The organism is Chitinophaga ginsengisegetis (assembly GCF_900168065.1).
In the GTDB taxonomy this organism is placed as follows: Bacteria; Bacteroidota; Bacteroidia; order Chitinophagales; family Chitinophagaceae; genus Chitinophaga; species Chitinophaga ginsengisegetis.
Map to the genome: position 1 here is coordinate 472893 of NZ_FUZZ01000005.1, position 26801 is coordinate 499693.

A 26801-nucleotide genomic window follows, 5' to 3' on the forward strand; every position below is an offset into this window, starting at 1 on the left:
AATATTATGTTGGATTTAGTTTTTCTTTTAGTTCTTTCGCCCCTGGAAATTCCATAGCATTGTAACGGTCGAGCTTAGTGGATATATTTTTCCAGCCGCTCAGTACCATGCTCATATAATGTACCCAGTTGACCACAGCTTCGTGCCAGATTCCGAAATCGGGGAGTGAAGCTTGCAATGTTATAAATTCCCTGAGATCCTCATTATGAAGCCGCAGGTCTTCCAGGTAAGCCTCTTCCAATGAGATCTGGCGTTCGTTCTGGATTACCTTCACGATATTATAATAAATACTTCCTGTAGCTTCGTCTTTCATGACGGATTGCACTTCATTGAAAAAAGTCACCAGATGACACGCTAATGCCTGCAGGCGGCGAATTACAGGATGCTCATGGATTTCAGGAGGCAGAATAATTCCGGTTTCTATTTCTGTGAGCTGAAGGAAAGGGTACAGGCAGATGGAATCTTCTCTTAAGGTAATACATTCCGCTATTGTTGGGAACATTTTATTTTGTTTATACCTTAGTTCGGCTTCCAGTCCGAGAAAATACCTGCTGATCATCTTAGTAAAACGGGAAATCGATTCCTGTGGGATGAACTGTAACAGTTCCTGCCTTAATGAGGTAAGCATAGCTCCCAAAGGTATTGTTGCCTCTGCATTGCTTATTTCCCCATTCAGTATGGCAATAGATTGGGTACGTACATTTTCAATGTCATTGGGTTCACTTTCCTCATAAAGATCATCATTATATAATGTCCAGAGCATTAGTCTGCAGATGGGTTTGAAACGTTCTACCGGTGCCGTGGGAAACCATTGGGCAGCAATATGTGCAGTTTTAGTTTTTTTGTACTTTTTCCGCAGATCAGGATTATTTTCATAAAGCCATAGGTATTCTCCGTCAATCCATTGATTTTCTGTAATTTCCTGCAGCTGATCTGCATTAGGATTCTTTAATGTTGGGAAGGGATACTTAAATTGGGTATTAAGTAGTTCAAGTGGGTTCATGGATTATTGTTTTTTAATTTTACATAAGCGTAATATTGATCCTGTAAAATAGGGGCGAGGCTGGACACAGAGAAGCGATGCCAGTTATGACCTATAAAAGATGTATTAGAAATTTAAGCACACATTCTTTAATAGAGCATATATCTCTACGAATGCAGCTCAATCTTTAATTTTATCCCCTTAAAGTATCCTATAGGGGCGTAGTAATGGTTGTTGGAACTAAAGGGGTTTTACTTTCCGATTCCGGAGGGGAACAAAATTTTCATAAGTTGTAATTTTGAGGGTTTATGTATTTAGCGTTGCTATACTAATTTAAATAATTTATTTAAAATAAGCTGTTTTTATTTAACACAAAACAGATGTCTAATGTAAAAATTTTTCAATGTGATTATGAGAAAGGTTGCATCTGTTGACTCCGGAATATCCTGCTAAGCCTGCGCGCATACGCATTCCTCTTCTATCCATAATCTAACAATGGCTGCTTATTGCCAATTGAGAGATGATGGAGTTGGTTGGCCTGATCTGGCTGGTGTTTGAGGTGATGCTGAGTTTTGATAATGTTTCGAATTTTAGGATCGATTTTGCTGCCAATGGATTGCAACAAATTTTAGGCTTTGATATTCTTGATGCTTCAGAGGATGGCATGGAGAGTATAAATTTTCAAATTGAAGATTATGAGGATGGCATAATTGGCTTTAATTGTGAAACAATAGAGATAGTGGAGGTTGGCGCGCCGGGTAGGATTTTTGTAAAACTATAGAAGTTGTTAATTCTTATTTCAAATACTCTTTAAAAAATCCCTCCAGCTTATCGAAAGGTATTAACTCCGTCTTATCGTATAGATCAACGTGTCCTGCGCCTTTAACGTAATACAATTCTTTGGGTTCGGCTGCACGTTTATAAGCATCTTCGCTGAATTCTTTTGAATGGGCCTGATCGCCTGTAATAAAAAGCATGGGCCGGGGAGAAATTGTTTCAATATCATTGAACGGATAGAAATTCATGAATTTAACATTGCTGCTCAATGTCGGGTGTGTAGTAAGCAGGGGTGAGCTGCCTTTGGGGGTATATTCGCCACGTGGTGTACGGTAAAATTCATAGAACTCCCGTTGTACAGGATCGGTGTTTTGATCCAGTTTATGAACGCTCCCACTTGTGTATTTAGTTTCACCACCAGTAAATTCCACATAACGCTGCCGGGCGGCTTCGGCTATAATTTGTTTCCGTTGTTCAGGCGTCAGCGAGTGATGCAGTGCATTGCGGTTGGCAGCTCCCATATCGTACATACTTACCGTTGCAATGGCTTTCATGCGTGGGTCAATTTTCGCAGCGCTGATTACAAAGCTTCCGCTGCCACAAACGCCGATTACACCGATCCTGCTGCTGTCAACAAATGGACGGGTGCCCAGGAAGTCAACTGCTGCACTGAAATCTTCTGCATAGATATCAGGAGAAACAGCGTTGCGGGGTTGGCCTTCACTTTCGCCCCAGAAAGAGAGGTCAATAGCCAATGTGATGAAGCCCCTGCCGGCCATATTGGCGGCGTAAACATCCGCGCTTTGTTCTTTTACGGCGCCCATCGGGTGTCCGATAATAATTGCAGGATTTTTCTTATACTGATCCAGGTTTTTAGGAATAAAAAGATGACCTGCGACATCCATTTTGTATTGGTTTTTGAAAGTAACCGCGTACAGCGTAATGTTATCGCTCACCTTGAAGGTGGTATACGTCTCCGGGGATATTTGTTTCATATCGTTAGTTTGTGATTGTTGGGCATATGCCTGTCCCAGCGCCAGCAGGAACCAGGCTGCAATACTTGCTATCTTTTTCATGTTTATGGTATCTTCTTATTAAAAAATTGTCCGGATGACCTTTGCCGGAATCCCGCCAACCACCGTATTGTCCGGAACATTTCTGCTGACGACTGCACCAGCCGCCACCACTGCATTTTCGCCGATGGTCACACCGGGTAGAATGGTGGCACCCGCACCAATCCAGGCATTCCGTTTTACCAGAATAGGTTTGCACAGCATTCCCCGCCGGTCTACCGGGTTAAGCGGATGATTCTCTGTAATGAGATTCACTTTAGGACCAATCAGTACATGATCTTCCAGGGTAATGCCGCCCATATCCAGGAAGGAACAGGCATGATTGATAAATACATGTTTGCCGATTTTAATAAAACGGCCAAAATTGGTGTAAAAGGGCGCAAACACCGTAGTACTCTCGTCGAGTATAGTGCCAATAATCCCGCTGAGCTTTGCTCTTATCTCATCTACGCTGGTTGCCGCATTGAGTGCTGGTGATAGGGCCAGCGTGCGGCTGACTACTTCATCCACCTTGAAAAATTCGGCGTCATCCAGCCCAACGGGTTCTCCAGCCTTCAGTCTTTCGAAAATATCTTTCATAATGCAAAGGTAGGATAGCCCACCCCTTTGCTGTTTATGACAATCAAACCAATGATTAAGGATTTCAAACTTCCAGGGTCCGAAGTGACGATGGGTTGGTGCCGGTCATCCGCTTGAAGTAATTGTTGAAGTAACTGGGGTACTCGAAGCCGAGGGCATAGGCAATATCCGCAATATTCCAGTCTGTATGCTGTAACAGAGCTTTGGCTTCGCCGATAATCCGCTCGGCAATATGGGCGGTGGTGGGCTTGCCAGTCACCGCTTTTACCATACGATTGAGGTAGTTGGTATGGAGGGACAGACTTCGTGCATAATCCTGTGCCGTTTTCAATTGTAGTGGTTTGTCCGGGTTTTCGATGGGAAATTGTCTTTCCAGTAATTCAAGGAAAACCGCGGCGATCCGGTTAGCTGCATTCTTCTGTTGATCAAAGTTCTCAGAAGGCTGCAACTTCATGGCTTCGTGCAGGATAAGGTTAATATAATTACGAATCAGGTCATCCTTAAAGGTATAACTGCTTTGCTGTTCCTCGATCATCTTCTGAAAAATACTATTCAGAAAAATCCTTTGCTGGTCGGTGATCTTTAAAATAGGTGTACCACCTATTTTGAAGAAAGGCGACTGCTGTAAGATATCTGCACGTTCAGAAACATTGAGAAATTCCTCCGAAAAAAGGCAAGTGTAGCCGACGTAGGTGGTCGATAGTGTTTCCCAGGAGTACGGGATATGAGGGTTGCCAAAGAACAATACCGTACCCTCGGCCTCAAAGCTCCGGTTTGCATAATGGATAATACTTTTGCCCGTGGTCAGGCATATCTTGTAAAAATCTTTCCGGCTATAAAAGCGCGTGGCCTGGCCGTCCTCTTCAATCTTAAAGACGTTAAAGCCTTTTAGTTTAAGCTCATTGTTGAATTCGGAAACGGAACGGGCCTGGCTCTTTTTCATGATTTAAAGTTAAGAAAATCAACTCAACTTTACAGGGAAAATGCCACTATGTCCCCGCCGCTATACCTGCGAATATGATGTCGGAACCAGGAAGGTGTTACTGATTTTCGAAATGGTATTTGCATACTGGGGATCCGCTAATAATTTTTTCCATTCAGGATCAGCTACAAAAGCCGACCATCCTTTGTCGCGTTCTTCCATGTTGTTGCACGTGAGCATATAAGTGAGACGAGGCAGCTTGTCGCCGGCAATTACTTCACCAAAGAATACGGGGTTCAGTTTCGCCCTGGTAAAAATGGGGAATTCGCCGTCATTGAACATTTTAATTTTTCTTCTTACAGCATCTTCACTATAGCCCTCATAGGTTCTTAATTCAAATATCCGGGATTCACCTGAGGGTACAGCCATTGCAGGGAAACCATCAAAAGCAATCATCAAAGAAGAGGTAAAGCGGTTGTATATGGATTTATCAACGGGAATGCTGTTATATAAGGCACTGTTTTTAATATACTCAGCATCTGCTTTTACTTTTATATTTACCGACAGGTAGTTATCCAGGGAAGCATAAGGTGTTAATAAATAAAACTTAGCCGGTTCCGATGGCCTCCACTCCTTGAAAACGCCAACTGTTTTTACGCCGTACTTATTCAATGCAGGAATAAGCGCTGTCCTGAAATAATTTTCCAGTTGCTCCTTGTCGGCACCAAAGCGCATTTCATACTCACGCCATTCGTATACTTCTTTTTGTATTGCATATTTATCACCCGCTATGGCAGGACTGAGATTTGCTGCTATACCTGCGGTAACCGCAAGCGAAGATTGGAGGAATTTCCTGCGTTGCATATTGGTTGTTTTAAAGTATAAATTAGTTTGTGTGATAATCCTTCTGTCATCGCCGGTATTCCCTCAATCACGGAATTCAAGTTAAGGAAAGTTAGCAACAGAAGTTACTGAAAAGAATAATATTTTTCAAACCGGGCATTATCTTATTTGGAAAAGAGGGAAGCAATAGTATCTACCCGGAAACAGGTATATCGGCATCCTATTATTCAGGTATATTCTGAGCCTGCCGGATTATCTATTTTTGTATCGTCAGATAAATCTATCAGAACCATGCTTTCTCAATTTCGTAAATCGATCCTGATCTCCTCTGCTTCGTTTCTGCTGACAGTCATTGTTGGCAAGAGCCAGGCGCAGGATAAATTCGACAGTAAACTGCTGAAGAACGGTAAGTATACCCTCGCCTGTTATACTGTAAATAGCGGCAGCGAATCAGCAATCGGCACTTTTACCGTCGGTATCAATGCCTCCGGCGATAAGCTGGCCCTAACTACCACCACTGCTCTTGCCGGATTGGAAGAGTGGAGAGATACCGCCGTATCTAACCTGAACAACTTCAAACCTATTTACGTCGCGTCGCATAGCACCCTGAAAGATATGGTGCTGCACTTCGGGAATAATGTTACCGGCTATTATGTTGATAAGAAAACCGGGAAGAAGACCCAGATCCAGGAAGCAGGCAACCAGTATTTCGTAGATAGTTATACCTATCCGTTTATCCTGTCGTTGCTGCCACTGACTTCCGGCTACAGCACTGATTTATCTGTGTATGAATACAAGCCCACAAATAACGGTAACCTGAAAAAAGCGGTGGTGGATGAAGTAAAGAACAGCACCTGGGTCAGTAAATACACCGGCAAACACGATGTATGGGAAGTAACCGTGGTGGAACCTACTACCGATGAAAGATCTGTTTCCTATATCGATAAGAAAACCCGCCGGTTGTGGCAGATAGACATGTGGAGCAATGGCCAGCAGATCAGGATGGTGGATATGGAAACAGATTTCAACTCCATCAAGGCTCCTTTTGATAAAGCAGCAACCATGAAGATGGTGAAAGGCGGTAACTCCATCATCAACGGACAAGTGTTTGCCCGCGATTTTGACGACAACGGTACTATCTGGGCCAAAATGAAGGTGGTGAACATCCAGGCCAAGCAGGTAGCGCCCCGTGGTACACAGGTAATCCTGATCCCTTACAATGATTACTTCAAAGAATGGATCAAGGTAAACGAATCGCAACGTAAAAAGGGCCGGGAAGGTATTGGCCTGTTGGACGAAGCGGCCCAGTGTATCAAAACTACGAGCGTTTACGATGATGAAGGGCATTTTGAATTTGTAAACCTCATGCCCGGCGAATACCTGTTATATACCGAGTTTGGATACGACCATTCGTATAGCCAGTCGGAAGTGGTGGGTTATACCGACCACTACATCAACGGTATGTTCCAGAGTACAACTGCCAATACGGTCAGCAGGAACTATAGTACCAACGCCGGCGCCGTAGTGAAAAAGGTGGTAACGGTAAGCAAACCCGGTGAAAAAGTGGAAGTGAAACTGAAGAAAACACGTGCCTGAGTGCAGGCAAAGATTATAAGCAAGAAAGGCCGGGTTCCCGGCCTTTCTTGCTTTATTGTATTGGCTTAACTGGCTTAGGAATTTCCCGTACTTCCACTGTGCCGTCATATAAAAGAATAGGGCAGGATTTCGCCAGTTCTAACGCCTGTTCCATCGTTTCCGCCTGAAGAACAATATTACTTACAACTTTAAGCTTACCGGAAAGAACGGTTTCTTTTTTTACCGATTTCCCGCTTCCTGACACCGTGTAGCTCTCTCCCGGAAAAGCGAAACTCAAAACATACACGCTGTCGGCTTTCCATTGTGCGAGCAGCAGCTCCCATTTGGGGCCTGCTATTTTTGCCTGTTCTGAACCATAAGTTTCGGGGACTCTTACCAATAAACTGTACTGTTTCATTGCATTATTTTTTGATGGTGACGCAGTAGTATTTGCCTGTGCATAAGTTTTACTTATGAATGCGAAGCAAATAATAACTGCTAATAAACCTGGTTTCATTTGTTTTATATTTTGATACAAATGTCGGTCGGGAGGGGTCCCCATCATTGTAAAAAATCATTGATTTACTCATGGCGTGAGTGCCGGCGTTTTGGGTGTAAATGGAATCGCCTGTCGCAAATACACCCTCAAAATGTCGCGTCTACGGGCTGTGTGATCTATTTAGCCAGCGTATTTTTGTAATGATAAAACAACAATCATTATTATAAAATTTAAGAGATGAAAATCATTATTTACCTCGCTGCATCTGCGAATGGATTGATCAGTAATAACAGGAATGTACCGGATTGGTTGTCGCCGGAATACGGAGCGGGTTTTATGGCCATAAGCCAGCGCACGCAAGCCGTGATCATGGGTAAAACAACTTATAATATTCTATCGCCGGATTACCTGCCGCTAAAAGAAGGTTCGCTGGTGGTATTAACGCATGATACAAACGCAACGCCATCGCAATCCAATGTGTTGTTTACCAGCGATAGCCCGGAGAAAATCGTGGCGGCACTCGCCTCTAAAGGGCACACCGAAGCGGTAATCATCGGCGGCACGCAAACAGTAAGCGCATTTATGAAGGCAGGATTGGTAAATGAAATAATCCTGGTGGTGGAACCGGTGTTATTTGGGAGCGGATTGCTGTTTGTTGACGATGCGGACTTTGAATATCAGTTGGCATTACTGGATGTTAAAAAATTAAACAACAACACCATTCAATTGCATTACGAGGTAAAGGGTAAGCGGATTTAATTTAGCTACCACCCGGTGGCAAACAGCTTTCTTGCCGCTTTGTTATTTGAGGTAGTTAACTGCCTACTTCTTTACAAGCTCCACCCGTCTGTTCTTCGCTTTGCCTTCCTCTGAGCTATTGTCTGCAATTGGCTGCAGGGAACCAAATCCTTCAGAACTAAGGCGGGACTTATCAATACCGGATGAAACCAATGCATCCAATACTGCTTTCGCCCTGTCTTTGGACAACTGGAGATTATGTGCATCGTTGCCGGTGTTGTCTGTATAACCGTTAACCGCAACCTTTAAACCGGGGCTTGCTTTCAACGCCTTTGTAATTTCTGCCACAGCATCTTTGCCGTCCGGCTTCAGCGTGGATTTGTCTGTGTCGAAGTTGATATATAGTATTGCTTTGCCTTTCTGATTGAGTTCTTTACTTATTTCATCGGCTTTCAGCATAGTAATGGTTTGTTTAAATCCTTCCTGCTGTAAGATATCGAGCTTGCCTTGTGCGGAATTGCCCGTCAGCTGGATATAGATATCACCTCCATTGGCCCGGCGGATGATATAAGTTTTGATATTCTCTTCTGTATAGCCGATAGAACCATCTTCTCCCAGGTAAGAAGCTCCCTGGCTGTAACGGTCGTATTCTTCCTGGGTAATTGACCCGTCAAATATCTTTACTCCACCGGCAGCTTTGATTGCTTCATCATAACTTTTCTCAAAGAATGGAAGAGACCAATCATTCTGTTTTATTTCGACAACATTACTTTTCCATATACGACCCTCTAACGGAGTCATTTTACCATCTATGGCGAAGAAAAGACGGTCAAACTTGCGTTCAACCGGTTTATTCATTGTGGTTAGTCCTTCCGGTAAAGTAAAAAAGGGGAAAGGGCCCAGTTCTTTCTCTGATACCGGAACGTCATTAATGTTAAAAGCGGTTGTTCCTTTTTCTTGCTTTTCTTCAGTGGGAGTAACAACATCCGTCTTCGGTGTAGAATCTGCAGTGGCCGCCTGTTGCTTTCCTTCATTATTGCAGGCGTATGCAAAGATCAAAGCGGAAATGCCGAAGAGTAATGATCGAATATTCATAATAGATACTTTTTAAAGATTGTATATGATGCAGGTTAATGATTCATTTTTAACGAAGCCCATCATCATTTTTTGACACCGGTAAATTTTTCATCATGGAGGTCGTTGCCTATCGGATTATCCGCAAAGCTATTGGATGTATCCCCGAAAATATATACCCTTATCTGGTGTTTTTTTTCTCCCGGTTTCCAGGTATTTTTTGTGTGCATTTTTGCGATATGCCTTGTAGCGGGCGGCCGCAAGGCATATCGCAAAAATACAGGTGTTTTAGAAAATGAAATTGGTGCTGAGGAAGTCGGAGCTGTGTTCATTCACAATATCTTCCAGCAGTTTTTTATTGGTGTCGTTCATCTTTGTAGCTACCAGTGAGCGGATGGAGAATGAACGAAGGGCATCATGCACAGAGAGCGTACCTTCTGCGCTGTCTTTCCGGCCGGTGAAAGGGAACACATCTGGTCCGCGCTGGCACTGGCTGTTGATATTCACCCTGCTTACCTGGTTTACCAACGGATCAATCAACATAGCCACTTCATCAGGATTGTTGCTGAAGATGCTTACCTGCTGTCCATGTGGCGACTCGATCAGGTAGTTGATCGTTTCTTCTATATCATCATAAGGCACTACAGGAATTACCGGTCCGAATTGTTCCTCGCGGTAGAGTGTCATCTTATCATTCACCGGGTATACCACTGCCGGGAATACAAAGGATTCGTTGGTAGCGCCACCGTTTTCATTAACAACGGCCGCACCGTGGGCGATGGCGTCGTCCAGTACTTCACGGATATAGGCAGGTTTGCCGGGTTCCGCTACCGGTGTAAGTTGTACGCCTTTCTCCCAGGGCATACCGAATTTCATTTTGCTGATGGACTCACCGAGGCGGGCATTGAATTCGTCAGCAATAGAACGGTGTACAAATAATATTTTGATGGCGGTACAACGTTGACCATTATACGATAACGCACCGAGGATACATTCATTCACGGCTACCTGTATATCCGCGTGTGGTGTAATGATGGCGGCATTTTTGGCATCCAGGCTCAGCACGGCGCGCAGCCGGTTCAGCTTGGGATGGTGCTTGCGCAGATCGTTGGCTACTTTACTGGAACCGATAAAGGCCAGTACATTGATTTTACCGGTAGCCATGATACCGGGTATCACGGCGGCGCCGCGGCCATATATGGTGTTTACCACTCCTTTCGGGAAAGACTCCATGAATGCGCGTAACAATGGGTAGTGCACCAGCGTACCGTGTTTTGGCGGTTTGAAAAGGATGGTGTTGCCCATGAGCAACGCAGGAATCAGCGTGGTAAAGGTTTCATTCAGCGGGTAGTTGAACGGGCCCATGCAGAGTACGACCCCTAATGGTGAACGGCGGATCTGTGCGATGGTGCCTTCCTTGATTTCGAAACGGGAAGAGCTGCGGTCTATTTCTTTGAGCGCATCTATAGTGGCGTTGATGTATTCTATGGTGCGGTCAAATTCCTTGATGGAGTCAGCAAAAGATTTCCCGATTTCCCACATGATCAGTTTTACGATCAGGGTGCGTTGCTCCGTCATTTTGCGGGCAAATACAGAAAGACAGTTGATGCGCTCATCCAGCCGCATCGTAGGCCATTCGCCGCGACCGTTATCATACGCCGAGAGAGCGGCATTCAGCGCTTCAAACGCCTCCTTTTCGGTGGTTAACGGGTAAGTGCCTATCAGTTTGCGTTTCAGGCCATCTGCCGTTGGAATGTTGATAGGGGAGTACACTTCACTCACCGGCCCATCCCATTGTTTCATTTCCCCGTTTACCAGGTATTCTCTCTGATGAATTTCAGAAATACGGAACTCTTCGGGTATTTCATTTTCTTCAACAAAAAGTTTCTTCAGCTCATCTTGAAAACTCATGTGTTAAAATTTTATGCGTACAAATTACACAAAACAGACCAGATAATAAACATAGAATGTTTCGATCGGGGTGTGGGGAAAATCTATAAGATAGATTTTTGGGAGATGAAAAATATTGACTGTACCGGTGCTAACTTTTTTATTTTCAACGATTCACCTAATTTCGCCGGATGTTTTACAGGAGAAAATTAATACAGCGCATCATGGAAACAGGTCACCGCAAATCGTTTTATTATCCATTATTCACAGGAAAAGAAAAACATTTATAGTAGCTCCATCACCAGCTACCGGCGAAACCATTTGCATATTTTATAAAACATCTTGCGCATGCCCTTGACAAAAGTTTTGATCACCGTTAAAAGTTACCCCACCGTATCTTCCCATTATGATGAACAGGTTAGCATCGCCGGTTTCAGGGAAGATGGTGTTTTTATCAGGATATATCCCATCCCTTTTTCAAAGAAAACCTATGAAGAACAATATCAGCTCTACGACTGGGTGGAGCTGGGCCTGGTGCGGAACACCAGGGATTTCCGCCTGGAAAGTTTCAGACCGGTAACAATGGATGCACCGGTAAAAAAGATGGGGCATCTGGGCACGGAAGAGCATTGGCAGGAACGGAAGGCCATTGTGCTGAAGAATGTATACCGCGACTTTTCCACGGTGATCATGGAAGCGAAACACGAAGCGTTTTATACTTCGCTGGCTGTATTCAAACCTACGCGGATACTGGATTTTGTGGTAGAAGAAACGGAACGGGAATGGAACAGCGACCGGTTGAAGATTCTACAGGAAGAGATGTACCGGGGCCAGGTATTTGAACAACCGGAAGATCCTTTTACCTTGATGGAAAAGCTACCCTACAAATTTTCCTTCCGTTTTACCGACAACAGAAATGAAGAAATTACCCTGCCGGTGGAAGACTGGGAGCTGGCATCACTGTATTGGAAAAGCCTGAAAAAGCAGCGTGGTGCTGATAAGGAGCAGAAAGCCATTCATGAGGTCAGGAAGAAATACCTGCAGGAATACGCCAGGAATACCGATTTGTATTTCTTCCTGGGTACTACGCAAAATGCACACGCCGGTTCCAGGCAGCCGTTTACCATTGTTGGGTTGTTTCATCCTACTATGCCACCGGCGGTGATACAGGGGAGTTTGTTTTAGCGGTTGCTCATCTTATCAGCCCGTAATTCTCCGCCGGAATTAGCCCGATAATAATTTATATTTGAGCAAATAGCTTAAATATCATGAAACAAGTACGGGGATTGCTTTTACCTGCAAGGATCATAATCAGTGTTCACCTGCTTGTTTGCATGTTATCCTGCGGACAACTATTTGCATCCCCCCAGGTAAAGCCCGGGGATTTTACATTCGACGTAATCCCTGAAACTTTTGAGCTGAATCTCTATTACGGGGGAATACCTGAGAAGGCAGGCAATCCGCTGGCGCCAATGCGGGTGGCCAATTTAAAAAAGACCACCGACTTGGTATCATGGCTGTATCCTGATCTTCTTGTTTCAGTAAGCATTGTAAAGAAAGAAAACTACCTGGATATTAATATCCGGTCAGAAGGAGCCGGTAAATTTGTATGGCCGCGTGTGCATGCGGAAAGCTATATGCTGCCTTTATGGGAAGGGAAATATATTCCCGCAAAGGACAACTATTGGAAGTCTTTTTTGAAGAATCAGTCATTGGATTATCCCGGAAGCTTTTCAATGGGATTTTTTGCTTTGAACAAAGCTAAGTATTCGATCGTGTATGTGTTGAAAAATGTTTTCAACAGTGATTTACATTTCGATGTGAGCCCGGACATCAGTTTTTCGTTCTCCCATCAATTCCCTTCTATTAACCCGGACAAAACCTATGGCTTCAGGATTTATGTTACCCCAACTGATCCGTTAGCAGTAAGTACTGTGTATAAAAATTATATCCGGGAAAAAAACAGGTTTGAAACATTGGAAGAAAAAGCTGCTAAAAATCCTAATGTCCGGAAATTATACGGTGCGCCACATATCTATTTCTGGCCACACGGACTCATTTCTGAGAAAAATATTCACTGGAAGCAGCTACAGGCGTCCTCGCCTGCAAAAGAAAAGTTCTTTTCCTGGCTGATTCAATCGCTAAAAGATAATGAAGAAAACGATGCCGCAAATGCCTTTAGCCAGGTATGGGTGGAATGCAAAAAACAAACTCCCATTAATGATTATCAGAAAAGGATCATCCTGGAGGCCTTAAATAAGGCACTCCGTACGAAAGAGTTATATAATCCTGATGTATTTGGTCCCCTGCCAGGAACTGCGCCGGCAAACCATTTGAGCGAACAGCAACTGTACGTCCGTAATAAACTATTACTAAAGAAGGGGCTGGGAGAAATCATCGATAATCCTGTCGATTGGGGAAAAGAAAGTGTGAGCCTGATGCACGATATGTACCAGTCGGGAATAAAGAAAGCCTGGATAGGTTTATCTGATTGGGCAGATGGATTAAAGAATCCACTCCTGGTGGAAGAAGCTAATAAACTGGGCTATCTTATTGGTCCTTATGACAGCTATCATTCTATTCATCAAAAAGAAGACAGGGAATGGCGCACCTGCTGGTTTCCTGATTCGTCGCTGTACGATAATGCTTCTGTGACCAACGCTTCCGGGAAGAAAACCGGTGGTTTTATAGGGGTAGGGAGGCAGTTGAATCCCACGTTGGCTTTCCCATCTGTAAAACAGCGGGTAGCAGCCATCCTGAGCGATAGTATTCCATATAACTCGTGGTTTGTGGATTGCGATGCTACCGGTGAGGTATTTGATGATTACTCGCCGGATCATATCACCACAAAAGAGGAGGACTTTAAAGCCCGTCTTCAGCGGATGGAATACATCGGCAATGAGGTAGCGATGGTAGTAGGATCTGAAGGTGGAAATGATTTTGCGGGTAAATCATTGGCGTTTGCGCAGGGGTTGGAAATGCCGGTACTATTCTGGGGAGATCCCGACCTGAGGCAAAATAAAAATAGCCCCTACTATGTTGGCAGCTACTGGGGACAAGCCGGTAAAATTCCATCTATCTATACGAAAGTAATACCCATAAAAGAACTTTATGAAAAGATATATGTTGATCCAGCTTATTCACTGCCGTTGTTCCGTCTTGTTTATAATGATGCCGTTATAACAACAGCGCACTGGGAAAATGGCTCCCTTAAATTAAAGGATGAAGTGGGAACACGGATGCTGTCGGAAATTTTATACAATACGCCACCTTTATACCATATTGACCAGGCGGAATGGAAGCTCAACAAAACACAGATCATTCGTCATATAAAAGTATGGAGCCCGTTGCATGAAAAAGCAGTAACCCTGCCAATGAGCGCCTTTAATATTCTTTCAGATGACCGTCAGGTACAGCAAACAGTATTCGGTAACAAGATAAAAGTGACGGTAAATTTTTCCCACCAGGATGCGCTGTCCGGTACGGACCTGATCCGGGCGCGGTCTGCGGTTATTGATGATGGATTTAAAAAAGTAAATTACACAGTGAAGTAAAAACAGCAATTATAATAACATGAACCCGCCCAACAACATTCAACTTATTGAGGGAGAAATAGCTGCAGCAGTATCTTTAGAAAATATGTTTGCATAAAAAAAGAGCCCCCGGTGACGGAGGCTCCTGTTATTCTTCTGATTAATTAAGCAAGATCAAACCTGTCGAGGTTCATTACTTTATTCCAGGCTGCTACAAAGTCTTTCACAAACTTTTCCTGACCATCTGCACTTCCGTATACTTCTGCATTAGCTCTGAGTTCTGCGTTAGCGCCCAACACGAGATCTGCACGGGTACCGGTCCATTTTACTTCGCCGGTGGCGCGGTTGCTGCCTTCATAAAGTTCCCTGTCTTCAGAAACTGCTTTCCATGCAATGCCCATGTCGAGCAGGTTTACAAAGAAGTCGTTGGTAAGCTGGCCCGGGCGTGTTGTGAAAACGCCATGTTTAGAACCATCAAAGTTAGTGTTCAGCACGCGCATGCCACCCAGCAATACGGTTAATTCCGGCGCAGTAAGCGTGAGCAGTTGCGCCTTATCTATCAGCAATTCTTCTGTAGATACGGGGAATTTTGATTTGCGGTAGTTGCGGAAGCCGTCTGCAACAGGTTCCAGGAAGCCTACGGATTCAACATCGGTTTGTTCCTGGGAAGCATCCATACGACCGGGGGTGAAAGGAACTGTGATGGTATGTCCAGCATCTTTCGCTGCTTTTTCAACCGCAGCGGCGCCGGCCAGTACGATGAGGTCTGCCAGTGAAACCTTTTTACCGCCGGACTGGGCACTATTAAATTCTTTCTGAATGCTTTCCAGTGTATCCAGTACTTTTTGCAGCTGTGTTGGATTGTTCACTTTCCAGTATTTCTGGGGAGCCAGGCGAATGCGGGCGCCATTGGCGCCACCGCGTTTGTCGGAGCCACGGAAGGTAGAGGCAGACGCCCACGCTGTAGAAACCAGTTCTGATACGCTCAATCCTGATGCCAGTACTTTTGCTTTTAAGGCTGCAATATCTTTTTCATCTATCAATGCATGGTCAACTGCGGGAATAGGATCCTGCCAGATCAGTTCTTCCTGTGGCACATCGGGGCCCAGGTAACGGGCGCGGGGGCCCATATCGCGGTGCGTTAATTTAAACCATGCACGGGCAAAAGCATCTGCAAATTCATCGGGATTTTCCAGGAAGCGCCTGGATATTTTTTCATAAACCGGATCAAATCTTAAAGATAGATCGGTGGTGAGCATGGTGGGTAAATGTTTTTTAGCGCTGTCGTATGCATCAGGAATAATGCTGTCTGCATCTTTAGCTACCCATTGGTGCGCGCCGGCGGGGCTTTTAGAAAGCTGCCATTCAAAACCAAAGAGGTTTTCGAAGAAGTTATTGCTCCATTTAGTGGGTGTTTTCGTCCATATTACTTCAAGTCCGCTGGTAATTGTATCGGCGCCTTTACCGGAGCCATAGCTGTTTTTCCAGCCGAGGCCCTGCATTTCGAGGTCGGCGGCTTCCGGTTCCTTGCCTACATGGGTAGCAGGTGCAGCGCCGTGGGTTTTACCAAAGCTGTGGCCGCCTGCGATGAGGGCAACGGTTTCTTCGTCGTTCATGGCCATGCGGCCAAAAGTATCACGGATGTCTTTAGCAGCCGCAATTGGGTCGGGGTTGCCATCGGGGCCTTCCGGGTTTACATAGATCAGTCCCATTTGTACGGCCGCGAGTGGTTTTTCCAGGTTGCGGGAGTGGATATTGCCATCTGCATTATCATCTGATGCTACCACGCCGTGATGTTCTTCCACACCGGCGGAGCCATGTGCATAGCGTATGTCGCCACCGAGCCAGGTGGTTTCGGAGCCCCAGTATACATCTTCATCCGGCTCCCATACGTCTTTACGTCCGCCGGCGAAACCAAATGTTTTGAAGCCCATTGATTCCAGCGCTATATTGCCGGTGAGGATCATTAAATCCGCCCATGAAATTTTGTTGCCATATTTTTGTTTGATGGGCCAAAGCAGCCTGCGGGCTTTGTCGAGGCTCACGTTATCGGGCCAGCTGTTAAGCGGGGCGAAACGTTGCTGTCCTGAGCCTGCGCCGCCACGGCCATCACCTACACGGTAGGTGCCTGCACTGTGCCATGCCATGCGGATGAACAGGGGGCCATAATGCCCGAAGTCGGCCGGCCACCAATCCTGTGAGTCGGTCATAAGTGCATGAAGGTCTTTCTTCACTGCTTCCAGGTCGAGGCTTTTAAAGGCTTCGGCATAGTTAAAATCTTCACCCAACGGGTTTGATTTGGAGGAATGCTGGCGCAGGATACTCAGCTTTAACTGGTTAGGCCACCAGTCCCGGTTCCTGGTGCCACCACCGCCAACATTGTGCTTCATACTGCCATTATGAAACGGACATTTACTGATGTCGTTTGATTCTGTTCCCATTTTTAGAAGTTTTTATGGTATTGAAAGAACACTTACCTGCACCTTTTAGTTGTGCATAATGATAAAGTTATGATATAGAAAGAATAATCACAATCAATTAATTTCTATATTTCAATAGTTAAAATCTATTTGTGGGTGGGTGACTTATTAACGGGGTGGGGGGCTATCTATTACTTCTCGGATACTTCTCCGGTGCGTCGGACATGGGTAGCGCATGGACTATCCATGCACTATCTATACTGTTCGCATGCACTCCTCATGCACTCCTCATGCACTGTTAATGCACTATCAATGCACTCAGGCAGGCAGAGGTCGCTAAAAATTACGTTTAATCCTGCAGGCTTTTCAGGTAAGCCGGATAGTCTGTTTTCATCAGTAGTTCGTCGGTGTTCCGTTTGGTGATGATCACATTACGCATATCGGACCATGCGGTTCCCAGAGCGTCCACTCTTTTCTTTAATTCTTCAAACGTGATGTCCCTGCAATAAATAGTTGAACCGGGCTGCTGCTTCCATGATTGGGCAATAGTACCGATGTCGAAAGAATCGAAGCCTATTTCGTTGACCAGTTTAAATACTACTTCCTTTGCAGCGGTATCGTCGCCTGAAACCGCCAGTGCGATGCGGTTTTTAGCGCCTTTGGGCTGGCCTTTGCTTTCCAGGCTTTCTATCACGATGGAATTAAATATTTTAACAATGGGAATGCCCAGTTGCTCCTGTACCCACAGGCTATCGATGCCGCCTTGAATAAGCGCCGGTATGATTCCGTCGCGCAGGGTGGGATAATAATTTCCCGTGTCAATAACCACCACGTCATCGGGTAGATTTTTAAAAATGTTTTTGGGGAGATCGGGGATACTTTTTTGAGGGATGGCAACGATGATCACCTTTTTATTTTGGGTGACTTCTTCTACCGTAGCTGGGGTTGCCCCAATGTTTTCAGCCAGTTGTTTTAACGATGCGGGGCCGCGGGAGTTGGCGATGGAAACGGTATGTCCCAATGCAACGAGTTTGGACGCCAGCCAGCTTCCGATAGCGCCCGCGCCGATAATTCCTATATTCATAAGGTTGTATTTTATGCGGGGATATTTTCTTTGGGATTCGGCTGACCTTTGCCCGTAGTGATCAGGTTGCGCAAACTATCGTTGATATAGTGGGTCCATGCATCAAAGCAAATATTATAACATTCATAGGCCGGTACCAGTCCCCGGTGCGTGAAATGAAGTTGTGTTTTGTTTTCTTTTTCAGAGATCTCAAATTCAATTTTTGTACCGGTCCATTCTGTTTTATCTTCCGTGAAATTGAAGTAGTTGTCCAGTACCAGCCAAACGACTTTTTTATCCGGGATCACTTCTATTAACTTCATGGTACACTTGTGAACGTCTTTGAACTGATAAGTAAATTCATCATTGAGCCGGGTGGTACCGTCTTCAATATTTTCGGACCACCATCCGCGAACATTGTTGATGGCATTGAATACTTCTGCCGGCGTCTCATCTACCAGAAGTATCGTGTTAAAATCTGATGCAGTCATTTTGTTGATTTTTAATTGGATAACTTGTTATTTAATAAAGTCTCTAATTTTTTCAGTTTCGTAGTCCAGAACTTATCGAAGTAGGAGATCCAGTGCTGCAACTCCTTAAACCCATCCTGTTTCAGCGTGCAATACCGTTCCCGGCCAATATCCTGGATAGAGATAAAGCCTGCGTTGTACAATATTTTAATGTGCTTTGAAACGGCGGGACGGCTCATGTCAAAATTGTCTGCCAGGCTGTTGATGGTCAGACTATCTTCCGAGAGCAGCATCAGCATCTTCCGCCTGCTCGGATCGCCGATTACCTGGAATACGTCAAGCGTTGGTGTTGTCATGTTGTGCCTTGTTTATACGTTCCGCGATTTTGTGAATATTCTTAAGCCAGCCATCAGTCAGTGCGTTGAGCATACTCAGGTTTTCTTCTTTCGTGAAACCGCTGTGCTCCAGGAAAAGCTCCGTGCCGTTGTCCTTTGCTTCCAGTTTCCATAGTACTACGGAATCCAGTGTGATTTTGCCATCGCCGGGGCCGCACTTCCACGAATAGGAGAGCCTTTTAAAAGGAACAACCTCTAATACCTTACAGTAAAAGATTCCGTCGAAATCGAGGCTGGGTACCGGGTTTGTTCTGAACTGAAAGTCGAGTCCCACGATGGGCTGAAAATCATTCTTCATCAACCATTGCTCCATCAGCTCCGGTTGGGTAAGGTAGTTCCAAACCGTTTCAGCCGGATGCGGGAAGAAGAACTGGTGTTTAATTGTCTTCATCATAATAAGTAACTTTAAGGTTACATAAAAGTATGTGTAACTTTTGAGTTACGCAAATATATTTTTAGAGATGGCAGAAGAGCGTGATAAACACCAGCTGTATGGCTGATATTTTTTTGGGTGTCGCACGAACAACATTTATTAAATCTTTGTTAGCAGGTAAGAATTCCAGCTAAACTGGCTTAAATTGATAACAGCTGAAAATTTATCACCAAATAAATAAAGCCAAACAAAATGAGTAAGATCACAGTAAAAGACGGTACCGAAATTTATTACAAAGACTGGGGAACAGGCCAGCCTATTGTTTTTCATCATGGCTGGCCTTTGTCCGGTGACGACTGGGACGGGCAAATGATGTTTTTCCTGGAGCAAGGCTACCGGGTTATTGCTCATGACCGGAGAGGTCATGGAAGATCCAGTCAAACCGCCAATGGCCATGATATGGATACCTATGCGGCCGATGTAGCGGAGCTTACAAAGGCGCTTGATTTAAAAGACGCCATTCACGTTGGGCATTCTACAGGCGGCGGGGAAGTAATCCGTTATGCTGCAAAATATGGTAAAGGCCGTGTGGCTAAAGCGGTGCTCATCAGCGCAGTTACTCCGCTGATGGTGCAAACAGCCAGCAACCCCGACGGCGTACCATTATCGGTATTTGATGAAATCAGAAAAAATACCGCCACACAACGTACCCAATACTTCCAGGATTTTACGCTGCCATTTTATGGGTACAATCGTGAAGGAGCAAAGATATCGCAGGGTGTGAGAGACAATTGGTGGCGCCAGGGCATGATGGGAGGCATCAAAGCACATTACGACTGTATTAAGGCATTCTCTGAAACAGATTTTACGGAAGATCTTAAAAGTGTGGATATTCCCGTGCTGGTACTGCATGGTGAAGATGACCAGATCGTTCCGTTCCCGATTTCCGGAGCAAAAGCGGTGGGCCTGTTAAAAAATGGCAAACTCATTTCCTATCCGGGATTCCCGCACGGTATGCCCACTACTGAAGCTGCCACGATCAACAAGGATCTCCTGGCATTTATCAAATCATAACATAGTAAGATATCAGCACCATACAGGTCAAAAAGCGTGATACATTCTTTCGGATTGTATCACGCTTTTTTGTTTGCAGGTTTGCCGGAGCCGGTAAAATTAGTTTGATATTTTTCCCGCAAAGGATTATCTTGTTATCTTAACATCTAAAGCCACTTTGCTGCCGGGTACTTTTTCATATGATGAGGAGAAGCTAGTTATAGAGATCTCGGAGGGAGATGAAGAAGCCTTTACCCGTCTGTTTTACCATTACGGTGCTATTATTCATCCCATTGTACTTAAAATAGTAAAAGATGAAGCCGCTGCTGAAGATGTGGTAGCCGAAGTATTTCTAAAGCTCTGGATAAATAGAAAAGGGCTGACCGCTGTTACCAACCTTTCCGGCTACATCTACCGCATGGCAACTAATTTCTCTATCAATCACCTGAAACGTAATAAAACGGAGGCGCATGTATTACAGGATATGTACCTGGATGTACCGAGCCATGAAGCCACCGCTGAAGAACAGTTTACTGTACAGGAACTGAGAAAGTCGATCCACAAAGCGGTAGACGGGCTACCCGAACAACGCCGCAGGATCTACGAGTTAAGCAGGGAAAAGGGGTTGTCGCGAAAAGAGATTGCCGACCTGCTCCAGATTTCAGAGAATACCGTAAAAAACCAGCTGCGTATTGCATTGCGGCATATACAGGAGTCTATACTAAAAGATCAGGGAACTTTAATAGCAGGCATCTTCTTTATGGAGATCATCATGCATTAACGCCATATTCCCAACGCCTATCTATCTGCCTGTTTTTAGCACGGCGCCTGCAACAAACACTTCCTATGTATTATTCTTAAAAAAAAATGTAACCCGGAGGAGTACCGGTATTCATTTTTTGTGTCTATTACTAAGAACGACCTGGCCCGCCGGGATAAAACGTACACTGTGATACAGGACGACCATATAAAACAGTTGTTAGAACGATATATAAATGATCTGTCCACGGAAGAGGAGAGGCTACAGCTATTGGATATCATCGACTCCCGCCCTGAGGTGGACTGGTATGCCCTGCTGGCGCCTGCGTTTACAGAAGCCGGTGCTGATAAAGGGTTTACACCTGAAAAGTGGCAGCCGGTACTGGATACTATTCTGAAATATCCGCCAGTGGAGAAAACGACGCGGGTGGTACCCCTTTTCAGAAGATGGTGGTCTGTGGCAGCTATGCTTGCCATACTGCTGGGGGCAGGGTGGTGGTTTTATCGCTCCGGCAATACCAAAGTTGCTCCCCCGGTGCTAGCCATGGCTGATATACCTCCGGGCAGCAATCGCGCCGTACTGACGCTGGCCAACGGGCAGGAGATCACCCTGGATAGTGCCCACGGTAATATTGTTCAGCATGGGAATTTTAAAGTGAACAACGACAGTGGTATGCTGAATTACGAGGGAAAAGCGAATGTGGCGGAATATCATACGTTGTCAACACCACGGGGAGGGCAATACAAGCTGCAGCTTCCGGATGGCACCAATGTGTGGCTGAACGCGGCTTCTTCCATTAGCTACCCCACTGCTTTCACAGGCAGGAAGCGGGATGTTGCCATTACGGGTGAAGTATATTTTGAAGTAGCAAAAGATCCCGGCAAACCTTTTAATGTACAAGTGAACCAAATGAATATAACAGTATTGGGTACGCATTTTAACATCAATGCTTACAGCGATGAACCCGATGCTAAAACAACATTACTGGAAGGCGCAGTAAAAGTAAGCGCCGGCAACCAAATGAAAATACTTGCGCCGGGCCAACAGGCGCAGTTAGAAAAAAATAATACGCTCAGCGTCATTGAAAATGTAAACGTAGAGGATATAATTGCCTGGAAAAACGGGTATACTGTTTTTGAAAATGCCGATATCCGGACTATCATGCGGCAGGTATCCCGCTGGTATAATGTAGATGTTGTTTTTGAAGGGAATATTCCTCAAAGGCAGTTCGCAGGGGGCATCTCCCGGAAATCCAGCCTGGCAGAACTTTTAAAGGTACTGGAATTTGCCAACGTAAACTTTGTAGTGGAAGGGAAAAAGATTGTCGTAAAACCGTAGCATATATTTCGCTGCCGTTCCCTTCTCCGGTAACACGAATATTTTAAGGAAGTATTTTTTAAGTCATGTGAATAACTAATATCAACCAAAAGGCTTGCAAAAAAAAGCCGGAAGCGTTCGCGGCGCATCCGGCAAGGCTTTGGGCAACCCTTTTTCCAACAAGGCGTTTGAAAAAGTAAATTAATTATGAACCCAAAACAGTTCAAAACTATGAATTTTTATTCATTACAGGTCCCTGTATTTTTTAAACATAACAAAAAGCTGACTAAGATTTTTCTCTTAAAGACAATTACGGTATCAGTATTGTTATTTGCGGGCATTTTCGCAGGTACTGCAGCAACGGCGCAACAAATTACGCTGAATGAGAAGAACGCGCCCTTGAAAAAGATATTCAATCTTATCAAAAAACAAGGCGACTATATCTTTTTTTATGAGAAAGGTGTGTTGGATAAAACAGCTCCGGTAACCATCAATGTGAGCAATGCCGGTATCCGTGACGTACTTGAAATTTGCCTGAAAAACCAACCATTATCTTACATTATCTCCGGTAATAACATCGGCATTAAAAGAAAAACTGCCGGAGCAGAGGGCGCCAGTGGTGAAACTGCGGCGCCGGCAGCATTGCCCGACGAAGACATCCTTATATGGGGGGTGGTGGTTGATTCAGTTAGCAATCCTAAACAAGGTGTAACTGTTACCAGCATATCCGGCGGGTCGCACCAGAAAACATTTGCGGTTACCAATGCAGACGGAACTTTTGAAGTATATGGGCAAAAGGGCGATAAGCTGGTATTCAGCGCCATTGGGCACAGGAATGTGGAAGTAAAATACAATGGGGAAGTGAGCCTGAAAGTAACGATGAAAGTGGCGCCCATAGAGATGAATGCCGTAGTGATCGATGACATTGACATGAGCCGGAAAAGAATACCCTTTACAGACACCATCGACATGACGCACCGGACGCACCTGAACCTGGGGCAGTTATTACAGGGCAGCATCCCCGGTCTCACTTTGCAAAATTCTTCTCAAAGCCAGCAGACATTGCAATCCATCGATTTTACCGGGAGGGGGGTGCCTGTAACAGGTACCTACAAGCCAACCATAGCCGCTTTGCGGGCACACTATAACCAATATCAAAGTGTCTATTCGTCAACCGGTTATCCAACCTTTGATTCGTGGATCAATTCTATGAAAGGTATAGATGGCGTTCGTTTTAATTACAGCACTTCCGTTGGTAATAACGGCCTGATTCCTCAATTAAGAGGAGTAAGCGGATTTAGTGGTAATACGTCGGGTATGCTGATCATCATTGATGGTTTTGCGCAGGATGGATTTCCCGCGAACTACCCGATGACCAATATAGAATCTGTTAAAGTGATCAAAGATCCGGAAGAACTGACCAAATGGGGACCCAGGGCCACAGGAGGCATTATTATGATCACCAGCAAGCGCGCTGTGAAGGGAAAATTACAGCTCAGCTATAGTTCCAACTTAAATTATGCAGCGGCGCCCCGGTTTAACCGCAGTAAGCTACGTCTTGCTTCTTCCGCCGATATCGTGGACTATTTAAGGTCCGCATCCGATTCGGGTTTTATGATGCTGGCAAATAAAAACGATCCGCGTGTGCCTTTTAGTCTCAATCCTGCTGAGCGTATATTTTATGACTGGCAGGCAGGCATCCTGTCGGCGCACGACTATAATACCCAACTGGATTCGCTGGGCAGGCTATCCAATGAAAGCCAGTTAAGGCAGCTGCAACAAAACTCCTTTAATCAAAACCAGATGCTCACCCTTTCAGGAGGCAGTAATGCATGGCGCTTCAGGGCGGCCGGCATCTACAATACCACCCGTTCTACCGCCCTGGGCAACTACAGCCGGATGTTCAGCCTGAATATGAACAATGACTTCTTATTATTTAAAAACAAACTGCGCGCGCAATGGTATATAAATGTTTCCCAAAACACAGCCAGGACCGGTGCTAACTCCGACTTTCGCAGTTTGCAACCTTACCAGTTGCTCGTTGATCCGGTAAGCGGAAAGTATGTATACGATTATTCCACCTTTAACCCGGATGCCAATACCGCCCTTAAGAAATACGGGTATGAAGACTATGGCGCCAATGTGCTGGAGGATGCACGGATAAACAGCCAGATCAGCAAAAACCTCCAGGTGCAGTCAAGGCTGAATACCGACTGGGATATCCTGCCATCTCTCCGGTGGTCCACTTCACTGCAATATGATCTGCTGAATGGCAGAACAGAAAACCTGCTGGATGCTGTTTCCAGCCCGGCCCGGCAGCTGGTAAATGAATACGGAAGCCCTGTATTCGACGACTATGGCGCCGTTACGGGCATAGATTTTTATGTGCCCCGCGGTGGCATTATGAAAAAATCATCTTTAAAAAACAAGGATTGGAACCTGCGATCGGCTTTGCTGTTTAACAAGAATTTCGGGAAGCATTACTTTTCTGCATCAATTGGCGGCGGCGGTTTTGGTAATGCGTCACGTAGTCCTTCTTATGCCACCATCTATGGCTATAATAAACAAACCCGTCAGGGCCAGGCGGTGCTGTTGCCCTCTCCGGACCCCACAGCAGGTGTTCTTAACTTGTTTAGCCTGCCCGACAGGTATTGGGAAGGTACCTATGGCAGGATGGTTTATCCCAATACATTACTGACTCCGGCAGCGGGCGACACCATCATCTCACGGGGGCTCAACTGGAACGGCAGCTTTTCTTATTCCTATAACGATACCTATATACTAAATGGCAAGTACAATACAACGTTAAGTCCTAACTATGGCAATCCCCGTCCCTATACCAACCTTACCAACTACTCCGCGGATGCCACCTGGCGTTTAAGCAGGCAGCCTTTTTTCCAGGTTCCTTCCTGGATCACCAATGTGGCCCTGACTGCCGGCGTGGATGGAATCAGCCTTCCCGGTTTACCCACGCAAATTACTGCCCAACGGGATCTTCAAAGCAACTGGAATAACTACGGGGTTTGGGTTGTCAATTTCACACAAGCCCAGCAAAGCGGGCAAAGTTCATACAACGTGTATGAGAAACTGGGGATAGGCCTGTTGGAGGATCGTTATACTTTTGATATCAGCTATAATAGTTTACGCATCAATAATAACAATAGCGGAGACAAAACGACCAGCGGCTACGAAATAAAAAATTATGTGGGCGCAAACGCACGGGTGAGGCTAAGGCAGGGGCTCCTGCATTTATACGCAGGTTATGGCTATTCGCTGGACGGGAATCCCCAAACAAATATGAGGGTTGCTTATGACATTGCCAGGGAATCCTATTTTCATGCCGGCGCCATCAGCAAATTGCTGGTGGATTTTACCCTGCAAAATATCAGTGCCTACCAGGGTATGGAAATAATGGCAGGTACCAACGCTCCTTTATCTGGTGGCGGATTCACCATGGCGGTAAATAACAGCTTCGGGCAGCTTCCGCCAACGGTAAAAAACATGGAAGTGCATTCAACGTTGGGATTAGCCAATGACCGTTATCTTTTCGATATCCGTTATTACCAGACAAACACGGCCGGGCTCAATAATTTTATTCCTGTTCCTACCGATCCTTCTACAGGGTTGGGAACAAAAATCAGTTATAGTGAGATCGTCAAAAAAGGAGTGGAGATGTACCTGCAAATAAAAGTACTGCAGCAGAAAGATTTTAAGTATGTGATTACCCTTAATGGCGCCTATAATAAGAATATTGCGAAAGATGTACCCCTGGTAAATTTCTCACAAACCTCACGCTACCTCACAGGCTATCGTAATGGTTACAGCACAGAGAATCTCTGGAGCTATCGCTGGGCCGGACTGGATGCTACCGGGAGTCCTAGGATATATGACGCCAAAGGGCAAAGTACTGCCAGTCCTGACAGCGCCACACTGGCTTCTTCACTGGTCTACAGCGGTGTTACCCGTCCGCCTTTTACAGGTGGCCTCATACAGGAATGGGACTATAAAGGTTTTTTTCTGAGGGCAACACTGCTGCTCAATTTTGGTCATGTGATGCGGGAATACCTGCCGTCTCCGTCGAGAACGCAGGATAACAGCCTCCTGATCCGGGATCGCTGGCGGAAGCCGGGAGACGAGGCATTTACAGATATCGCAGCGATGTCGGGTAATGGAGATGAAGGCAGTACCCGGAAATTCATCATTCAAAATTCTACCAACAGTATTATGTCTGCAGATAACATCCGTTTGCAGGAAGTGCAGATAGGCTGGCAGGCGCTATCCGGTAAAATGCTGCAGCGTTATTTTATCAAGGATCTCACCGTATCCCTGCAAATGTTGAATGCTGCTTTATGGACCAGCAACAGGCTGCATGTAGATCCTGAAACCGTGGCCAATACAGGGGAGATAGAACTACCTAATACCCGGCAATATATGTTCACTGTTAATATGAAATTTTAAACAAGCG

At 45.2% G+C, this 26801-nt stretch carries 22 protein-coding genes; 9 read left to right on the top strand and 13 right to left on the bottom strand.

Annotation, left to right across the window (positions count from 1 at the left end):
* Nucleotides 1-4 precede the first annotated feature (4 nt).
* Nucleotides 5-1003 carry a terpene synthase family protein gene (locus tag B5Z18_RS28080; RefSeq protein ID WP_079472871.1) on the bottom strand — a complete coding sequence of 333 codons (999 nt, stop codon included), beginning with the start codon at nucleotides 1001-1003 and terminating at the stop codon, nucleotides 5-7.
* Between the two features lie 499 nt (nucleotides 1004-1502).
* On the opposite strand from B5Z18_RS28080, the gene B5Z18_RS28085 reads away from it, so the two are divergent.
* Nucleotides 1503-1763, top strand: coding sequence for a hypothetical protein (locus tag B5Z18_RS28085; RefSeq protein WP_079472872.1), 261 nt, complete (start codon nucleotides 1503-1505; stop codon nucleotides 1761-1763).
* A 13-nt stretch (nucleotides 1764-1776) separates the two neighbouring features.
* Here the strand turns inward: B5Z18_RS28085 and B5Z18_RS28090 are convergent, their stop codons facing one another.
* The 4 genes from B5Z18_RS28090 to B5Z18_RS28105 all read right to left on the bottom strand — a co-directional run bounded on the left by B5Z18_RS28090 (nucleotide 1777) and on the right by B5Z18_RS28105 (nucleotide 5197).
* On the bottom strand, nucleotides 1777-2835 hold the full coding sequence (locus B5Z18_RS28090) for an alpha/beta hydrolase (protein WP_079472873.1): 1059 nt from the start codon (nucleotides 2833-2835) through the stop codon (nucleotides 1777-1779).
* An 18-nt stretch (nucleotides 2836-2853) separates the two neighbouring features.
* Complete coding sequence (locus B5Z18_RS28095) at nucleotides 2854-3411, bottom strand: DapH/DapD/GlmU-related protein (RefSeq protein ID WP_079472874.1); 558 nt, start codon at nucleotides 3409-3411, stop codon at nucleotides 2854-2856.
* Nucleotides 3412-3475: 64 nt separating this feature from the next.
* The gene (locus B5Z18_RS28100) at nucleotides 3476-4354 is read right to left on the bottom strand and encodes a helix-turn-helix domain-containing protein (protein WP_079472875.1); all 879 of its coding nucleotides are present in this window, start codon (nucleotides 4352-4354) and stop codon (nucleotides 3476-3478) included.
* Between the two features lie 60 nt (nucleotides 4355-4414).
* Nucleotides 4415-5197: an NIPSNAP family protein gene (locus B5Z18_RS28105; RefSeq protein WP_079472876.1), complete on the bottom strand. Its 783-nt coding sequence runs from the start codon at nucleotides 5195-5197 to the stop codon at nucleotides 4415-4417.
* Between the two features lie 270 nt (nucleotides 5198-5467).
* Between B5Z18_RS28105 and B5Z18_RS28110 the strand changes: the two genes are divergently transcribed.
* Nucleotides 5468-6772 carry a DUF3108 domain-containing protein gene (locus B5Z18_RS28110; protein WP_143313728.1) on the top strand — a complete coding sequence of 435 codons (1305 nt, stop codon included), beginning with the start codon at nucleotides 5468-5470 and terminating at the stop codon, nucleotides 6770-6772.
* A 52-nt stretch (nucleotides 6773-6824) separates the two neighbouring features.
* On the opposite strand, the gene B5Z18_RS28115 is transcribed toward B5Z18_RS28110, so the two are convergent.
* Nucleotides 6825-7268 (bottom strand): YciI family protein, encoded by a 444-nt coding sequence (locus B5Z18_RS28115; protein WP_079472878.1) that lies wholly within the window; start codon nucleotides 7266-7268, stop codon nucleotides 6825-6827.
* A gap of 219 nt (nucleotides 7269-7487) precedes the next feature.
* On the opposite strand from B5Z18_RS28115, the gene B5Z18_RS28120 reads away from it, so the two are divergent.
* The gene (locus B5Z18_RS28120; protein ID WP_079472879.1) at nucleotides 7488-8009 is read left to right on the top strand and encodes a dihydrofolate reductase family protein; all 522 of its coding nucleotides are present in this window, start codon (nucleotides 7488-7490) and stop codon (nucleotides 8007-8009) included.
* Nucleotides 8010-8072: 63 nt separating this feature from the next.
* On the opposite strand, the gene B5Z18_RS28125 is transcribed toward B5Z18_RS28120, so the two are convergent.
* Together B5Z18_RS28125 and B5Z18_RS28130 are read right to left on the bottom strand one after the other, a co-directional pair.
* Nucleotides 8073-9083 carry an OmpA family protein gene (locus B5Z18_RS28125; RefSeq protein ID WP_143313729.1) on the bottom strand — a complete coding sequence of 337 codons (1011 nt, stop codon included), beginning with the start codon at nucleotides 9081-9083 and terminating at the stop codon, nucleotides 8073-8075.
* A gap of 267 nt (nucleotides 9084-9350) precedes the next feature.
* Nucleotides 9351-10973: an NADP-dependent glyceraldehyde-3-phosphate dehydrogenase gene (locus B5Z18_RS28130; RefSeq protein WP_079472880.1), complete on the bottom strand. Its 1623-nt coding sequence runs from the start codon at nucleotides 10971-10973 to the stop codon at nucleotides 9351-9353.
* Nucleotides 10974-11300: 327 nt separating this feature from the next.
* Here B5Z18_RS28130 and B5Z18_RS28140 point away from each other — a divergent pair, with 327 nt between their 5' ends.
* Together B5Z18_RS28140 and B5Z18_RS28145 are read left to right on the top strand one after the other, a co-directional pair.
* Entirely contained in the window at nucleotides 11301-12137 is an 837-nt protein-coding gene (locus B5Z18_RS28140) for a hypothetical protein (RefSeq protein ID WP_079472882.1), read from the top strand.
* Between the two features lie 83 nt (nucleotides 12138-12220).
* Nucleotides 12221-14506 carry a glycoside hydrolase gene (locus B5Z18_RS28145; protein ID WP_079472883.1) on the top strand — a complete coding sequence of 762 codons (2286 nt, stop codon included), beginning with the start codon at nucleotides 12221-12223 and terminating at the stop codon, nucleotides 14504-14506.
* Nucleotides 14507-14649: 143 nt separating this feature from the next.
* Here B5Z18_RS28145 and katG read toward each other — a convergent pair whose 3' ends face one another.
* The 5 genes from katG to B5Z18_RS28170 all read right to left on the bottom strand — a co-directional run bounded on the left by katG (nucleotide 14650) and on the right by B5Z18_RS28170 (nucleotide 19227).
* The gene (katG, locus tag B5Z18_RS28150) at nucleotides 14650-16926 is read right to left on the bottom strand and encodes a catalase/peroxidase HPI (RefSeq protein WP_079472884.1); all 2277 of its coding nucleotides are present in this window, start codon (nucleotides 16924-16926) and stop codon (nucleotides 14650-14652) included.
* 328 nt (nucleotides 16927-17254) lie between these two features.
* Nucleotides 17255-17989, bottom strand: a complete 735-nt coding sequence (locus tag B5Z18_RS28155; protein WP_079472885.1) for an NADPH-dependent F420 reductase — start codon at nucleotides 17987-17989, stop codon at nucleotides 17255-17257.
* A gap of 11 nt (nucleotides 17990-18000) precedes the next feature.
* Complete coding sequence (locus B5Z18_RS28160; RefSeq protein ID WP_079472886.1) at nucleotides 18001-18459, bottom strand: SRPBCC family protein; 459 nt, start codon at nucleotides 18457-18459, stop codon at nucleotides 18001-18003.
* Between the two features lie 11 nt (nucleotides 18460-18470).
* Nucleotides 18471-18794, bottom strand: a complete 324-nt coding sequence (locus tag B5Z18_RS28165; RefSeq protein WP_079472887.1) for an ArsR/SmtB family transcription factor — start codon at nucleotides 18792-18794, stop codon at nucleotides 18471-18473.
* Complete coding sequence (locus B5Z18_RS28170) at nucleotides 18775-19227, bottom strand: SRPBCC family protein (RefSeq protein WP_079472888.1); 453 nt, start codon at nucleotides 19225-19227, stop codon at nucleotides 18775-18777. The genes B5Z18_RS28165 and B5Z18_RS28170 overlap by 20 nt, the downstream gene beginning before the upstream one ends.
* A gap of 231 nt (nucleotides 19228-19458) precedes the next feature.
* On the opposite strand from B5Z18_RS28170, the gene B5Z18_RS28175 reads away from it, so the two are divergent.
* From B5Z18_RS28175 to B5Z18_RS28190, 4 genes are all read left to right on the top strand, one after another.
* On the top strand, nucleotides 19459-20280 hold the full coding sequence (locus B5Z18_RS28175) for an alpha/beta fold hydrolase (RefSeq protein ID WP_079472889.1): 822 nt from the start codon (nucleotides 19459-19461) through the stop codon (nucleotides 20278-20280).
* A gap of 157 nt (nucleotides 20281-20437) precedes the next feature.
* Nucleotides 20438-21040, top strand: coding sequence for an RNA polymerase sigma factor (locus tag B5Z18_RS28180; protein WP_159454456.1), 603 nt, complete (start codon nucleotides 20438-20440; stop codon nucleotides 21038-21040).
* A gap of 120 nt (nucleotides 21041-21160) precedes the next feature.
* Nucleotides 21161-22357: a FecR family protein gene (locus B5Z18_RS28185; RefSeq protein ID WP_079472891.1), complete on the top strand. Its 1197-nt coding sequence runs from the start codon at nucleotides 21161-21163 to the stop codon at nucleotides 22355-22357.
* A 210-nt stretch (nucleotides 22358-22567) separates the two neighbouring features.
* Nucleotides 22568-26794 (top strand): SusC/RagA family TonB-linked outer membrane protein, encoded by a 4227-nt coding sequence (locus B5Z18_RS28190; RefSeq protein ID WP_159454457.1) that lies wholly within the window; start codon nucleotides 22568-22570, stop codon nucleotides 26792-26794.
* The last annotated feature ends 7 nt before the right edge of the window (nucleotides 26795-26801 follow it).